We start from the raw sequence: 14,401 nt of genomic DNA, 5'->3' as shown, positions 1-14,401 counted from the left end.
CGATGACGCGCAGGCAATTCCTGGCCCGCTCCGCGCTCTGCGGCACCGCCGCGTGGCTGGCGACCGGCACGGCCGGAAAGGCGTTCGCCGCCGCTTCGCAAGGCAAGCCGCTCGGCATCCAGTTGTACATGGTGCTCAAGGCCTACCAGGACGATCCGATCGGTGCGTTGAAAACGCTGAAGTCGATCGGCTACACCGAGATCGAGGCCATCATCACCAGCACCGCGGCCACCTTGCGCGGCCAACTGGACGCCACCGGCCTGCGCTGCCCCAGCCTGCACTTCGACGGCATCGGTTTCGAGCCGGGTATCGAGGCATCGCACACGCTGGGCGCGCACTACATCGTCAGCAGCATGCTGCCGGCGATCATGCAGAAAGAGGCCGCCGCCAGCGGCAAGCCCGGCGAGCAGGACTATTCGCTCGACGGCGCCAAGCGCACCGCGGAATACGCCAACCGCCTGGGCGAAAAAGCGAAGCAGGCCGGCCTGCAATACGCCTATCACAACCATCACCTGGAATTTTCCGACGTGGGCGGCGGCCAGACGTTCTACGACGTGCTGCTGAGGGAAACCCAGCACGACCTGGTGCAGTTCGAACTGGACTGCGGCTGGGTCCACATGGGCGGCAAAAACCCCGCGGACTATTTCAAGGCCAATCCCGGCCGCATGCCGCTGATGCACGCCAAGGATTTCCTGCCCGGCGCCGGCAACGGCAGCTACCCCGGCTCCGAACTGGGCCGCGGCACGCTGGACTACCAGCCGATCATGGCCGCGGCCGACCGCGCCGGGCTGAAGCATTGCTTTGTCGAGCAGGAAGGCCCGTTCTCCCGCATCAGCCAGCTCGATGCCGCGCGCATCGATTACGACTACCTGCGTCCGTGGCGCTAAGGATGGTTTGAACAAGTCGTCATCCCAGCGAAAGCTGGGATCCAGCGTCTCGGTAGCCTCTTGAAGACACTGGATTCCAGCTTTCGCTGGAATGACGAGTAAAGGTTTGTTCTGACTTTCCCTAAACGCGCACTTTTTCCGTTGATCGCCTTTTCCCCGAGGCCCGCATGAACAACCACATCTACGACGCCATCGTCATCGGCACCGGCATCAGCGGCGGCTGGGCCGCCAAGGAACTGACCGAGAAAGGGCTCAAGACCCTGGTGCTGGAGCGCGGCCGCATGGTCGAGCACGGCGACTACCCCACCGCCATGAAGGCGCCATGGGAACTGCCCTATGCCGACGAACCCACACAGGAGGACATCCGCCGCCATCCGGTGCACACGCGCCCGTCCTTCTACGGCATCAAGCAATCGACCAAGCACTGGTTCGTGGACGACCTCGACAACCCGTACGAGGAAACCAAGCCGTTCGACTGGTTCCGCGGCTACCAGGTCGGCGGCCGCTCGCTGATGTGGGGGCGCCAGAGCTACCGCTTCAGCCCGATGGATTTCGAGGCCAATGCGAAGGACGGCGTGGGCGTGGACTGGCCGATCCGCTACGACGACCTGGCGCCCTGGTACGACTACGTCGAGGAATTCATCGGCGTCAGCGGCAACACCGACCACCTGGCGCAGCTGCCCGACGGCCAGTACCTGCCGCCGATGGAGCTCAACAGCGTCGAGAAGGATTTCCGCGAGAAGCTGGCCAGCAAGCTGGGGCGCCGCCTGATCATCGGCCGCACCGCCAACCTGTCGGCGCCGCTCAAGCACGACAAGAGCCCGCAACGCGCGCCCTGCCAGTACCGCAACCTGTGCATGCGCGGCTGCCCGTACGGCGCCTACTTCAGCAGCAACTCCTCCACCCTGCCCTCGGCCCAGCGCACCGGCAACATGACCATGGTGGCCAACGCCATCGTGCACGAGCTGATCTACGACAACGCCAAGGGCAAGGCCACCGGCGTGCGCGTGTTGAATGCCGAAACCGGCCAGCAGACCGATTACTTCGCCCGCATCATCTTCGTCTGCGCCTCCACCTTCGGCACCGCGCAGCTGCTGCTCAACTCCACCTCCACCCGCTTCCCCAACGGCTTCGGCAACGACAGCGGCGAGCTTGGCCACAACATCATGGACCACGTGTTCGGCAGCGGCGCCGGCGCGCTGGTGGACGGCCACGAGGATCGCTACTACACCGGCCGCCGCCCCAACGGCTTCTACATCCCGCGCTACCGCAACATCGGCAACGACAAGCGCGGCTACCTGCGCGGCTTCGGTTTCCAGGGCGGCGCCAGCCGCCAGGACTGGACGCGGCTGGTGGACGAGCCCTTGCTTGGCGACGAGCTGAAACGCGCGGCCCAGTCGCCGGGCCAGTGGCGCATCGGCATGACCGGCTTCGGCGAGATGCTGCCGTCGCACCGCAACCACGTCACCCTGGACCGCAACCGCAAGGACAAGTATGGCCTGCCCCTGCTCAACTTCGACGCCGCCCACGGCGAGAACGAGATCCGCATGGAGAAGGACATCATGGACGATGCGGTGGAGATGCTCACCGCCGCCGGCTACCGCAACGTCACGCCCTACAAGATCAAGGCCAACGTGGGCGCCGGCATCCACGAGATGGGCACCGCGCGCATGGGCCGCGACCCGAAGACCTCGGTGCTCAACGGCTGGAACCAGATGCATGCCTGCAAGAACGTCTTCGTCACCGACGGCTCCTGCATGACCTCGTCCGCCTGCCAGAACCCGTCGCTGACCTACATGGCGTTGACGGCGCGAGCCGCCAACCATGCGGTGGAAGAACTCAAGCGCGGCAATATCTGAGAGGTTGTGCATTTTCAACCTCGAAGCCCGGCCACGGATGGCCGGGCGCGAATCGACTGATTCACGTGAGCGCGTCCGGGCATGTACCGGACGCGCGACAGAAGAAACCACGGGATGTGGTTTTCTTCTCAAGCATTGAGGAGAGACGCCATGAACCGTCGCGAATGGTTGAAATGCATGTCCGCGCTGGCGCTCAGCGCGGCCGGTGCGCCGCTGCTGGCCGTGTTCGACGCGCACGCCGCCGCGCAAAAGCCGGCCGCCGGGGCCGGTTTCTTCACCGAGCCCCAGGGCGAGCTGATCGCCGCCGTGGTCGACATCATCATTCCCCGCACCGACACGCCCGGCGCCGTGGACGCGGGCGTGCCGCGTTTCATCGACCAGATGTTCAAGGATGTGTATTCGAAGGAAGAGCAGGCACGCTACCTGGCCGCGATGGCCAGCTTCCGTGGCGCCAGCGACACGCCCTTCCTGCGCCTCGATGCCGCGCAGCGCAAGGCGCTGGTCACCCGGCTGCACGCCGAAGCGCTCGCCAAAGGCCGCCACATCGATCACCTCTCCGCCCCCGCCTTCGTGCTGATGACCAAGAAGCTGGCGATGCTGGGCTTCTTCATGTCCGAACCCGGCTGCACGCAGGTGCTGCAGTACGTGGCCGTCCCCGGCGGCTACCAGGCCGACGTGCCCCTGTCCAAGGCGGGCAACGGCCGCGCCTGGGCCGTCGAAACCGTCTTGAGGCTCTGACCCATGAAAACACTCAAAGGCCCGGGCATCTTCCTGGCCCAGTTCGCGGGCAACACCGCGCCGTTCGACACCCTGCCCCATATCGCCCGCTGGGCGGCGTCGCTGGGTTTTGTCGGCGTGCAGATTCCCACCAACGACACCCGCCTGTTCGACCTGGAACAGGCCGCCGCCAGCAAGACGTATTGCGACGACATCGCCGGCATGCTGGCCGAACACGGACTGGCGGTGACCGAGCTGGCCACGCACCTGCAAGGCCAGCTGGTGGCGTCGCACCCGGCCTACGACCGCCTGTTCGACGGCTTCGCCCCGCCGGCGCTGCGCGGCAACGTGGCCGAGCGCCAGGCTTGGGCCGTGCAACAGCTGAAGCTGGCGGCCAAGGCCAGCGAGCACTTCGGCCTCACCGCGCATGCGACCTTCTCCGGCGCGCTGGCCTGGCACCTGTTCTATCCGTGGCCGCAACGTCCGGCCGGCTTGATCGCGCAGGCGTTTGCGGAACTGGGCAAGCGCTGGCGCCCGATCCTCGATGCCTTCGACGACGCCGGTGTAGACGTCTGTTTCGAGCTGCATCCGGGCGAGGACCTGCACGACGGCGCCACCTTCGAGCGCTTTCTCGACGCGGTGGACCAGCACCCGCGCGCCAACATCCTCTACGATCCCAGCCACATGGTGTTGCAGCAGCTGGACTACCTCGCCTTCATCGACCTCTATCACGAGCGCATCCGCGCCTTCCACGTGAAGGACGCCGAGTTTCGCCCCAATGGCCGCTCCGGCGTCTACGGCGGCTACCAGGACTGGATCGATCGCCCCGGCCGCTTCCGCTCGCTGGGCGACGGACAGATCGACTTCCGCTCGATCTTCAGCAAGTTCGCGCAATACGGCTACCCGGGCTGGGCGGTGCTGGAATGGGAGTGCTGCATCAAGGACGCCGAGCAGGGCGCGGCCGAAGGCGCGGCCTTCATCCGCAACCACATCATCAAGGTCACCGGGCGCGCTTTCGATGACTTCGCCGCCACTGGCGCCGACGCGGCGTTGAATCGCCGCGTGCTGGGTATCGACCCATGAGCACCGGCGGCCTTACCCGGCGCGATGCGCTGGCCTGGCTCGGCACCACGCTCACCGCGCTGGGCGCGGCGCCATGGCTGGCCGCATCGGCGGACAGCGGCTCACGATCGCCGGTGTCGCAAAACATCGCGCCAGGACGCCTGAAGCAATCGCTGAGCCGTTGGACCTCGCAGGCGCCGCTGCCCGAACTCTGCCGGCGCCTGAAGGCGATCGGCTTTACCGGTGTCGATCTGGTCTACGCGGACGAATGGGCGGTGGTCAACGACAGCGGCCTGGCGGTATCGATGGGTTACCCCGCCAAACGCGACAACTTCCTCACCATGGGCTTCAACGACCCGGCCCATCACGCCGTGCTGCTGAAGGAGCTGGAAACCGCGATTCCGCTGGCCAGACGCGCGGGCGTCACCAACCTGATCACGATGTTCGGCAACCGCCAGCCGGGCATCGACGAAGGCCACGCCATCGACAACTGCGTCGCGGGGCTTTCGAAGATCGCGCCGTACGCGGCCGAAAACGGCATCACGATCTGCGTGGAACTGCTCAACAGCAAGGTCGACCACCCCGGCTACCAGGGCGACAGCACACGCTTCGGCGTGGCCGTGATGAAGGGCGTGGGCTCGCCCCACGTGAAGCTGCTCTACGACATCTACCACATGCAGATCATGGAGGGCGACGTGATCCGCACGATCCGCGACAACATCGCCTGGATCGGTCATTTCCACACCGCCGGCGTGCCGGGCCGCCACGAGATCGACGGCACGCAGGAGCTCAACTACCACGCCATCGCCAAGGCGATCGCGGACCTGGGTTTCAAGGGTTATATCGCGCACGAGTTCGTGCCGGCGGGACCCGACCCGTTCGCCGCCTTCGCCGATGCGGCGCGGCTGTGCACGGTGTGATTTTCCTTTCTCGGAGCTGCCCATGAAGTGGCAAACCGCGTTCGTCCTCACCGCGCTGGCAACCACGATGCCGCCGTTCGCTGTTGCCGCGGATCACCCATCCACCGACCCCGCGGCCACCGAACAATGGCAGCCCGTGCCCAAGCGGGTGACGCCGGGCGATCACCCCGGCGCACCGCCCTCCGATGCGATCGTGCTGTTCGACGGCCGCAACCTGGATGCATGGGAATCCGTCGCCGATCATTCGCCGGCGCGCTGGAAGGTCCGCGACGGGGTGCTGACGGTCGACAAGGCGCTGGGCAACATCCAGACCCGGCAGCGGTTCAGGAATTATCAATTGCACCTGGAATGGCAGGTGCCGGCGGACATCACCGGCGAAGGCCAGGCGCGCGGCAACAGCGGCCTGTTCCTCGCCTCGACCGGGCCGCGTGATGCGGGCTACGAGCTGCAGATTCTGGATTCGTGGAACAACCCCACCTACGTCAACGGCCAGGCCGCCAGCATCTACAAGCAGACGCCGCCGCTGGTCAATGCGATGCGTCCGCCGGGCGCATGGCAAACCTATGACGTCATCTGGACGGCGCCGGTATTCGCCGCCAACGGCGCGCTCACCTCGCCGGCCCATGTCACCGTGCTTCACAACGGCGTGCTGGTGCAAAACCACACCGCGCTGGCCGGCGAAACCGTCTACATCGGCAAGCCGAAGTACACGTCCTACACCGATGCGCCGATCAAGCTGCAGGCGCACGGCGATCCCTCGCAGCCGATCAGCTTCCGCAACATCTGGGTGCGTCCGCTGGATTGAGCGACCGCTCCGCCCGAACCTTCTTCCGGGAGAGGGGATCAAGCAACCATCAAGTCGCCCGATGCGTTGCCCGGGAGCCGCGCAACAAAAAGCGAACAGCCCCGACGGCCGCAGTGTTTATACTCGGCCGCTTCGCATGCGACAGGAACACGCACCGTGCAATCGATCATCGACGTGCGCCAGGTGACAAAAACCTACGCCTCAGGCTTCAGCGCGCTCAAGGGCATCGACCTGCAGATCCGCCGCGGCGAGATCTTCGCCCTGCTCGGCCCCAACGGCGCCGGCAAGACCACCCTCATCAGCATCATCTGCGGCATCGTTAACCCCAGCAGCGGCAACGTGCTGGCTGATGGCCACGACGTGGTGCGCGATTTCCGCGCCGCACGCGAGCGCATCGGCCTGGTGCCGCAGGAGCTCACCACCGACGCGTTCGAAACCGTGTGGGATACGGTCAGCTTCAGCCGCGCGCTGTTTGGCAAGCGGCCCAACAGCGCGTACATCGAGAAGGTGCTGAGGGACCTCTCGCTGTGGAACAAGAAGGACAGCAAGCTGATGACGCTGTCCGGTGGCATGAAGCGTCGCGTGATGATTGCCAAGGCACTCTCGCACGAGCCGCCGATCCTGTTCCTGGACGAGCCCACCGCCGGCGTCGACGTGGAGCTGCGGCGCGACATGTGGGCGATGGTGCGCGCGCTGCGCGACACCGGCGTCACCATCATCCTCACCACGCATTACATCGACGAGGCCGAGGAAATGGCCGATCGCATCGGCGTGATCAACAAGGGCGAGCTGATCCTGGTCGAGGGCAAGGCCGAGCTGATGGAGAAGCTGGGGCGCAAGCAGCTGATCCTGCAGTTGCAGGCGCCGTTGCAGGCGATTCCCGCCGCCCTGGCCGGCTATCCGCTGGCGCTCTCCGACGACGGCCAGCAACTGGTCTACACCTTCGACGCCCAGGGCGAGAACACCGGCATCGACACGCTGCTGCGCCGGCTCGGCGAAGCGGGCATCGACTTCAAGGACCTGCAGACCCGCCAGAGTTCGCTGGAGGATATTTTCGTGAGCCTGGTGGAGGACCGCGCATGAAATTCAACTGGCATGGCATGGGCGCGATCTACCGCTTCGAGATGGCCCGCACCCGCCGCACCCTGCTGCAGAGCATCGTCTCGCCGGTGATCTCCACCACGTTGTACTTCGTGGTGTTTGGCGCGGCGATGGGCTCGCACATGGGCGGCATCGACGGCGTCAGCTATGGCGCCTACATCGTGCCCGGGCTGATCATGCTGTCGCTGCTGACCCAGAGCATCTCCAACGCCTCGTTCGGCATCTACTTTCCCAAGTTCACCGGCACCATCTACGAGATCCTCTCCGCGCCGGTGTCGTATCTGGAAATCCTGGGCGGCTACGTGGGCGCCGCCGCCAGCAAGTCGGTGCTGCTGGGCGTGATCATCCTGGTCACCGCGCGATTGTTCGTGGATTTCGACGTCGCCCATCCGATCTGGATGGTGGCGTTCCTGATCCTTACCTCGGTGACCTTCAGCCTGTTCGGCTTCATCATCGGCATCTGGGCCGACGGCTTCGAGAAACTGCAGCTGGTACCGCTCTTGATCGTCACCCCACTGACCTTCCTGGGCGGCAGCTTCTACTCCATCCACATCCTGCCGCCGCTGTGGCAGAAGATCAGCCTGTTCAACCCGGTGGTGTACCTGATCAGCGGCTTCCGCTGGAGCTTCTACGGCGTATCCGACGTCAGCGTGGAAATCAGCATGGGCATGACGCTGCTGTTCCTGGCCGCCTGCATGGCCGGGGTGTGGTGGATCTTCCGCACGGGGTATCGGTTGAAGGCTTGATGCGGCGCCCTGCCGCAAGGTAAAACCGCCCAGCGTCCTCACGACGCCGGCGACACCACCGGAACGCCAACCGCAGGTTCAACGCCGACCGGACGTGTGCGCGATGACGAAGCTGCGCAGCACGTCGTTGATCCGCGTCTGGTAACCCGAACCGCCACCCTTGAAGTAATCAAGCACATCCCGGTCGATACGCAAGGTCACCTGCGCCTTCGGCTCGGTACGCGCGGGGCGATGCGCCGCCCAGAACGCCGCCGACAGCGCGGGAATGTCGCTGTAGTCGATGGCCTCGTCCGGCATGTCCGCGACGGCCTGCAGGCGCTTGCGTTGTGCGGCGCCCAGCGGCTTCGGATGTTTGGGGTCAATTTTGTGCTTCATGATAAATGGCTCGTTCGTAGGCGTTGGCCTTGCGGGCGGAAATGATGCGGATGATTTCACCGTGGACGCCACGCACGGCATGCACTACCACCAGAAGCACGGGATCCACCCAACCAATGCTCAGCCAACGCTCAGCCAACGCTCCTCTCCGTACTCCTCGCGATCATCGATCATGTCGACGCGGCCCGGATCGAGAAACACGCGTGCAGCTTCTTCGAACGCGATGCCATGCTTGCGCAGATTCAAGGCCGCCTTGGCGTCGTCCCATTCGAAGTCCATTTCCTTGGGCTCCTGAATATGTAGTTATCAAAAGTAGTTACATGAGGTAAGGACGTCAAATCCCGGTATTGGGCGGCCACGGCATGTCTGCGCCGCCGCTTCATGAAATCTCGACACGCCCGTGGCATCAGCGGATACCCTCGACCGCGAACGGCTGCCGCACAAGCGCGCGCCGAACATCGACACAGGAGCGCAAACGATGGCCGACCGTATTCCGCTGATCGCCCTCACCCTCCTGCTCGCTGGCTGCCAGTCGTCGCCGCCCCCGGCGCCCGCCGCCGTGACGAAAACGCTGGCCTACACCTGCGACGATGGCCGAATCGTGCGAGCTGGCTATCCGGATACGGACACGGCCGAACTCGCCTTCGACGGCAAGACCCACCACCTGCACATCGCCATTTCCGGCAGCGGCGCGCGCTACATCGGCGACGGTTGGCAATGGTGGAGCAAGGGCATGCAGGCGTGGCTGGCGCCGTTGAAGTCGGGTGAAAGCTACGCCTCGGCGCCGGGCGTGTCGTGCCGGGCACCTTGAAGATCGCGCAGCGCCTCGCGTTGAACCGGCGCCACCAGCGCGCGCACTAGCGAAGACGTGGGGCGGCCCGCCGAACGGCGAAACGCCCCGCCGTCTCCCTCAGTAGTCGCGTCCCTTCTTTTCGCGCTGCGATCGTTGCGTGCGGCGGTTCAGCAAGCCGTAGTGGCGATCGTGCTCGTGGCGCTCCCTGGTCGAACGCGCTGCATTGGCCGCTTCGCGTTGCAGCTTGCGATAGTTGTCGAGCCGGCGGCCATCGAGCGAACCGTCGTCGATCGCCGCCGCCACGGCGCAACCGCGATCGCCCTGGTGGCGGCAATCGTGGAATCGGCATTGCGCGGCGAGCGCCTCGATGTCGTCGAATACGGCGTTCATGCCGGTTTCCACGCTGCCGACACGCAACTCGCGCATGCCCGGCGTATCGATGACCCACGCGCCGCCGGGCAAGGCGAACATCTCCCGCGCCGTGGTGGTGTGGCGGCCACGCGCATCATCCTCGCGAATGCCGCCGGTGGCCTGCGCCGCGCTACCGATCAGCGTGTTGGCCAAGGTCGATTTGCCGACGCCGGACGAGCCCACGAAAGCCACCGTCTGTCCGCTGCCCAGCCATGGGGCGAGGTTTTCCACCGATGGCGCCGAGGTGGCGTCGATGGATACGACGGCAATGGCGGGTGCGATGGAACGCGCGGCGTCGAGACAGGTTTCCACGTCGGCGCAGAGATCGGCCTTGGTCAGCACGATGACCGGTTCGACGCCCGCCTCGAACGCCACGGCCAGGTAGCGCTCCAGCCGCGACAGGTTGAAGTCGTCGTTGCAGGAGGTGACCACGAACAAGGTGTCGAGGTTGGCCGCGATCGCCTGCACGCGGTGCTCCGAGCCGGCCGCGATGCGCGCGATCAACGATTGCCGCTCGATCAGCCGCAGCACGCGCGGCGTTTCCATCTCGACCAGCAGCCAGTCGCCCACCGTGGCCGCGGGTTCGACGCCCGCAGCCACGTCGCGCGGCAAAGCGACCGTCGCAAGGCCCCGCGCGGACAGCACCGACAGGCCACTGCGATGCACACCAACGACGCGCGCTGGATAACCCGCCTCGAAATCCTGCAGGGTGAGATGTTGCGAATAACCCGGCCGCCAGCCGAGCTGGAACAGCGTGTATGCCTGAATGGACATGCGTAACCCGGGAAAAGTGACAGAACGTGGCGACCGCCCTCGCGGGAGGTCGAACGGAACGCCGGGGTCAACGCGTAGCGGAAAAAGTGGATGGGCCGATGGACGGCCATCCAGGCGTTTGGGTTCAGCGCAACGCCAACCCGGCGGAAGTCGTGGGATGAACAATCATGGTCAGCGATCCTCCAAGCTCGGGTGGGTGGAAAGGGTCACGCAGGGTATCGCCTGCGTGGGCGCCACGCAAGCCATAACCAGGCCGCGCCGCCGCGGTGGAAACCATCGGCACCGCCGCGGCAAACCGGTTTTCATCCATCCATCCGCGTGTACTGCAGGCGGACGGCCAGCGCTTCCTTGCCGCCACGCGTTTCGTAGAACTCGTAGGTGAAATGATCGCGGTCGGCGATGCGCATCACCTCGCGCACCGGAACGGACGCACCGTGCTTGCCGGCCATTTCGCCGACCAGACTGTACGTGCGGCTCGCCGCGTCGTAGCTGCCGTACGCCAGGATGATCCCGGAGAAATTGGTGTCCATCCAGCTGCTGTAGTACTTGCCCGTGGCGTCGTCGTAACCGATGTAGCCCAGGCCTTCGAACGCCTTGCTGGACGCGATGTGCAACTGCTGCCGCAGATGGCGGCCGCCGAGCACCATCGCATAACTGGCGTCGCCCTGATCGATGACGGGCGGCGACTGCGGATCGGTCCACATCAATTGCCGCACGGACCAATGCCCGGTCAGGCCGGCGAGCTGCGCATGTTGCGCGTCGACCTGGGGTGCCCTTGCCGGGCTGCCTGCGGCGATGGCCAGTCCGGTGGAGATCGTCGTGGCGATCGCCAACATCCAGCTCCATGCCGCCAACGAACGCTTGCTCATCGTGACCATCCTGATGGTGAAGGAGGGCCAAGGATGAAGAGCCGGTCGGCAGTGCTCAATAACCTCCGAGGTCATCGCCCATCACGCGGATGCGGCCAGTTCGGCGCAGACCGCGGCGGTGTGATCGTCGGCGGGAAACGCGCATTCGATGCGCAGTTCGTCCAGGGTGACGTCGCGCGGCATCGAGAAGGTGGTGATCGTTTCGAAAAAGCGCAGCTCGCCCCGGCGGCTGCGAAACACCAGCGTCAATACCGGCACCGGCGCGCGTTCTAGGTCGCGGCTGCGCCAATGAGCGGGCACGCCGGGATAAGCCAGCACGTCGGCCAGCAAGGTCTGCAACGCGGCATCGGTGGGTGCGGCGGCGAGCTGTTCGTGGGCATGGCGGATGAACTTCTCCGCCACCTCCGGCCAGTTGACGATCACCGGGCGGAAATCCAGCGGGTCGAATACCTGGTGCAGCAGGTTGGCGTGCCGGCTTTCGCGGCCGTCCATCAGCAGGCGGTTGACCCTCACCGCCGCGTCGTTCGCCATCAGCACATTCCATTGCCGGTCGATCACGAAGGCCGGATACGGCTCCTGGTGCGCGATGATCAGCTCGATCGCCTGCCGCATCCGCTCCAGCGCCGGCGTGGCCAGCGCGTTCTCCGGATACTGCGGCGCATAACCGGCGGCCAGCAACAGCGCGTTGCGCTCGCGCAGCGGCATGCCGAACACGTCGGCCAGGCGACAAACCAGTTCACGGCTGGCGCGCGCCTTGCCCGTTTCCACGTAGCTCAGATGCCGCGCCGACAGGCCCGCTTCCAGCGCCAGGTCGAGCTGGCTCATGCGCCGCAGGGTGCGCCACTCGCGCAGCAGCGCGCCGATCGGCGGATGGCCCGGAGAAAGCGCTTGCGTTGGGGATGCCATGCTGCGGTCCGCGACGGAAAGATGCCGGATGCTACCCAATGCGCAGCGCCGGCGGGCGATCGTTTCGTTCGGCGATCTCGTTCGGCGATTCGCGGCGCAGCCTATTCCTGCTCCCCGCGCGCGTGCCGTTCCAGGCCGCCGGCAAACCGTTGCAGCAGACTGACCAGCGTATCGACGTCCGACTTGCTCCAGTCGGCGAACATCGCGCGCGCCATGCGCTCGCGCGCCGCATCCAGCGCATCCGTCATCGCCTGACCCTTGGGCGTCACCGCAACGGCGCGCACACGGGCATCGTTGTCGTGCGAACGCCGCTCGACCAGGCCCTGGCTTTCCAGCCGGCTCACCTGTCGGCTCACCGTGGTGTAGTCGCGCCCGCCGCGGTTGGCCAGTTCCACGATGCCGATGGGGCCGAACCGCTCGACCATCACCAGCAGCGGAAACAGCGCGCCGTCCAGCGCGATACCGGCCTCGCGCACCATGCGCTCGTCCACGTCCGGACGGCTCATCACGCCGATGACGCTCAGCAACGCATCGTGCAGCGCACGGATGTTCACCGACATATGTGCATCTTGCACATTTTTCTTCGTAGCCATATTCTTCCCTCCAATTACGTGCATTTTACACATATCTGGAGAACGCCATGAACGTATCGAACGTCGATGTACTGATCTGCGGCGCCGGCGCCGCCGGCCTCACCCTGGCCATCGACCTGGCACGCCGCGGCGTGGCCTTCCGCCTCATCGAAAAGATGGAACGTCCCTTCCATGGCTCGCGCGGCAAGGGGCTGCAGCCGCGCACGCTGGAGGTGTTCGACGACCTGGGCATCGCCGACCGCATCCATGCCCTCGGCGGGCCCTACCCGCCGCAGCGCGCGTATCGCGACGACGGCAGCCATGCCGATACGCCGATGTCGGCCGATGCGGTCGCCACGCCTACCGAGCCCTACGGCATGCCATGGATGCTGCCGCAGTTCCTCACCGAGCGGGTGATGCGGGGCCGGCTCGCCGAATTGGGACATCAGGTGCAATTCGGTTGCGAGCTGGTGGCGCTGCAACAGGACGCGCAAGGCGTGAAGGCCACGCTTTCGGCCGCCAACGGTCAGGAAACCGTGCACGCCCGCTACCTCATCGGCGCCGATGGCGGCCGCAGCTTCGTGCGCCAGGCGCTGGGCATCGGCTTTCCCGGCAAGACACTGGACATTCGCGGCATGGTGGCCGACGTGACGCTCAGCGGGCTGGATCGCGACGCCTGGCACCGCTTTGGCGATGGCTCGCCACGGCAGGTCGGGATCTGCCCGCTGCGGGGCACGGAGCTGTTCCAGATCCAGGCGCCGGTGCCACTCGAGGGCGACGTCGATCTCTCCGCCGCCAACCTCGATGCGCTGGTGGCCGAGCGCACCGGCCGTCACGACATCCGCGTCAGCGCCGTGGCCTGGGCCTCCGTCTTCCGCATGAACGCCCGCCTGGCCGACCGTTACCGCGTGGGCCGCGTGCTGTTGATCGGCGACGCCGCGCACACCCATCCGCCCACCGGCGGCCAGGGCCTCAACACCAGCGTGCAGGATGCCTACAACCTGGGCTGGAAACTGGCCGCCGTGCTGGCCGGCGCGCCTGGTGCCCTGCTCGACAGCTACGAGGAGGAACGCCGCCCCGTTGCCGCGAACGTGCTCGGCTTGTCCACCCGGCTGCTCGACGCCGCCCGCAAGGGCGACTACCAGCGCGGTCGCGACGCGCGCCAGCTCGACCTGGGCTACGCCGGCTCGTCGCTCGTGCTGCAAGGTCCGGTCCGATCGCATGCACTGCAGGCCGGCGACCGCGCACCCGATGCCCCGATCCATCGCGCCTCGGGTACGCAGGCTCGGCTGTTCGATCTGTTCCGGGGGCCGCATTGGACATTGCTGGGCAACGCGGTGGACCACGACGCGATCCCCGTACACGCGCAACTGCGCGTGCATGTATTTGGCGAGCGCGGCGATGTGGTCGACACGCAGGGTTATGTCCGCGACGGCTACGGACTGGAACCAGGCAGCTGGGTGCTGGTGCGCCCGGACGGGTACACGGCCGGTTTCGCGACCACAACGGACACTGATGCGCTGCTGACTTATCTGCATCAGGTCGGCGTGACCACGGCCACGGGTATGGCGGCAGCGGCGTGCCGTTGAGCGCACGCGCGACTG

Annotated in this window: 17 protein-coding genes; 10 read left to right on the top strand and 7 right to left on the bottom strand. The window is 66.1% G+C overall.

Features of this window, described 5'->3' with window-relative positions; translation table 11 throughout:
- The first annotated feature begins 2 nt into the window (after positions 1–2).
- The 8 genes from ABD017_RS03600 to ABD017_RS03565 all read left to right on the top strand — a co-directional run bounded on the left by ABD017_RS03600 (position 3) and on the right by ABD017_RS03565 (position 8,097).
- Complete coding sequence (locus tag ABD017_RS03600; protein ID WP_343880652.1) at positions 3–887, top strand: sugar phosphate isomerase/epimerase family protein; 885 nt, start codon at positions 3–5, stop codon at positions 885–887.
- Between the two features lie 167 nt (positions 888–1,054).
- On the top strand, positions 1,055–2,746 hold the full coding sequence (locus ABD017_RS03595) for a GMC oxidoreductase (protein ID WP_343880210.1): 1,692 nt from the start codon (positions 1,055–1,057) through the stop codon (positions 2,744–2,746).
- A gap of 150 nt (positions 2,747–2,896) precedes the next feature.
- The gene (locus ABD017_RS03590) at positions 2,897–3,484 is read left to right on the top strand and encodes a gluconate 2-dehydrogenase subunit 3 family protein (protein WP_343880208.1); all 588 of its coding nucleotides are present in this window, start codon (positions 2,897–2,899) and stop codon (positions 3,482–3,484) included.
- A 3-nt stretch (positions 3,485–3,487) separates the two neighbouring features.
- Positions 3,488–4,546 carry a sugar phosphate isomerase/epimerase family protein gene (locus tag ABD017_RS03585; protein WP_343880206.1) on the top strand — a complete coding sequence of 353 codons (1,059 nt, stop codon included), beginning with the start codon at positions 3,488–3,490 and terminating at the stop codon, positions 4,544–4,546.
- On the top strand, positions 4,543–5,445 hold the full coding sequence (locus ABD017_RS03580; RefSeq protein ID WP_343880204.1) for a hydroxypyruvate isomerase family protein: 903 nt from the start codon (positions 4,543–4,545) through the stop codon (positions 5,443–5,445). The genes ABD017_RS03585 and ABD017_RS03580 overlap by 4 nt, the downstream gene beginning before the upstream one ends.
- A gap of 22 nt (positions 5,446–5,467) precedes the next feature.
- On the top strand, positions 5,468–6,250 hold the full coding sequence (locus ABD017_RS03575; protein WP_343880202.1) for a 3-keto-disaccharide hydrolase: 783 nt from the start codon (positions 5,468–5,470) through the stop codon (positions 6,248–6,250).
- Between the two features lie 156 nt (positions 6,251–6,406).
- Positions 6,407–7,333: an ABC transporter ATP-binding protein gene (locus ABD017_RS03570; RefSeq protein ID WP_343880200.1), complete on the top strand. Its 927-nt coding sequence runs from the start codon at positions 6,407–6,409 to the stop codon at positions 7,331–7,333.
- Complete coding sequence (locus ABD017_RS03565) at positions 7,330–8,097, top strand: ABC transporter permease (RefSeq protein WP_343880198.1); 768 nt, start codon at positions 7,330–7,332, stop codon at positions 8,095–8,097. Before ABD017_RS03570 ends, ABD017_RS03565 begins: the two co-directional genes overlap by 4 nt.
- 78 nt (positions 8,098–8,175) lie before the next feature.
- Here ABD017_RS03565 and ABD017_RS03560 read toward each other — a convergent pair whose 3' ends face one another.
- Genes ABD017_RS03560 through ABD017_RS03550 form a run of 3 tightly spaced genes read right to left on the bottom strand, consistent with a single transcriptional unit; the run spans position 8,176 to position 8,751 of the window.
- The gene (locus tag ABD017_RS03560; RefSeq protein WP_343880196.1) at positions 8,176–8,472 is read right to left on the bottom strand and encodes a BrnA antitoxin family protein; all 297 of its coding nucleotides are present in this window, start codon (positions 8,470–8,472) and stop codon (positions 8,176–8,178) included.
- Positions 8,456–8,611, bottom strand: coding sequence for a BrnT family toxin (locus ABD017_RS03555; protein WP_343880194.1), 156 nt, complete (start codon positions 8,609–8,611; stop codon positions 8,456–8,458). The genes ABD017_RS03560 and ABD017_RS03555 overlap by 17 nt, the downstream gene beginning before the upstream one ends.
- Positions 8,593–8,751: a BrnT family toxin gene (locus ABD017_RS03550; RefSeq protein WP_343880192.1), complete on the bottom strand. Its 159-nt coding sequence runs from the start codon at positions 8,749–8,751 to the stop codon at positions 8,593–8,595. Before ABD017_RS03550 ends, ABD017_RS03555 begins: the two co-directional genes overlap by 19 nt.
- Positions 8,752–8,950: 199 nt before the next feature.
- Between ABD017_RS03550 and ABD017_RS03545 the strand changes: the two genes are divergently transcribed.
- Complete coding sequence (locus ABD017_RS03545) at positions 8,951–9,283, top strand: MliC family protein (RefSeq protein ID WP_343880190.1); 333 nt, start codon at positions 8,951–8,953, stop codon at positions 9,281–9,283.
- A gap of 99 nt (positions 9,284–9,382) precedes the next feature.
- Here the strand turns inward: ABD017_RS03545 and rsgA are convergent, their stop codons facing one another.
- The 4 genes from rsgA to ABD017_RS03525 form a co-directional block, all read right to left on the bottom strand.
- Entirely contained in the window at positions 9,383–10,450 is a 1,068-nt protein-coding gene (gene rsgA / locus ABD017_RS03540) for a ribosome small subunit-dependent GTPase A (RefSeq protein ID WP_343880188.1), read from the bottom strand.
- A gap of 302 nt (positions 10,451–10,752) precedes the next feature.
- Positions 10,753–11,319, bottom strand: a complete 567-nt coding sequence (locus ABD017_RS03535) for a DUF1579 family protein (protein WP_343880186.1) — start codon at positions 11,317–11,319, stop codon at positions 10,753–10,755.
- Positions 11,320–11,400: 81 nt separating this feature from the next.
- Positions 11,401–12,225 carry a helix-turn-helix domain-containing protein gene (locus ABD017_RS03530; RefSeq protein WP_343880184.1) on the bottom strand — a complete coding sequence of 275 codons (825 nt, stop codon included), beginning with the start codon at positions 12,223–12,225 and terminating at the stop codon, positions 11,401–11,403.
- A 101-nt stretch (positions 12,226–12,326) separates the two neighbouring features.
- A complete protein-coding gene (locus tag ABD017_RS03525; protein ID WP_343880182.1) occupies positions 12,327–12,785 on the bottom strand; it encodes a MarR family winged helix-turn-helix transcriptional regulator in 459 nt (152 codons plus the stop codon).
- 80 nt (positions 12,786–12,865) lie between these two features.
- Here ABD017_RS03525 and ABD017_RS03520 point away from each other — a divergent pair, with 80 nt between their 5' ends.
- Positions 12,866–14,386 carry an FAD-dependent oxidoreductase gene (locus tag ABD017_RS03520; RefSeq protein ID WP_343880180.1) on the top strand — a complete coding sequence of 507 codons (1,521 nt, stop codon included), beginning with the start codon at positions 12,866–12,868 and terminating at the stop codon, positions 14,384–14,386.
- Positions 14,387–14,401: the final 15 nt, after the last annotated feature.

Origin of the sequence: Rhodanobacter caeni (assembly GCF_039523575.1) — a bacterium.
In the GTDB taxonomy this organism is placed as follows: domain Bacteria; phylum Pseudomonadota; class Gammaproteobacteria; order Xanthomonadales; family Rhodanobacteraceae; genus Rhodanobacter; species Rhodanobacter caeni.
The sequence above is the reverse complement of the archived record's forward strand: the minus strand, read 5'-3'. Positions and strand labels throughout refer to the sequence as shown.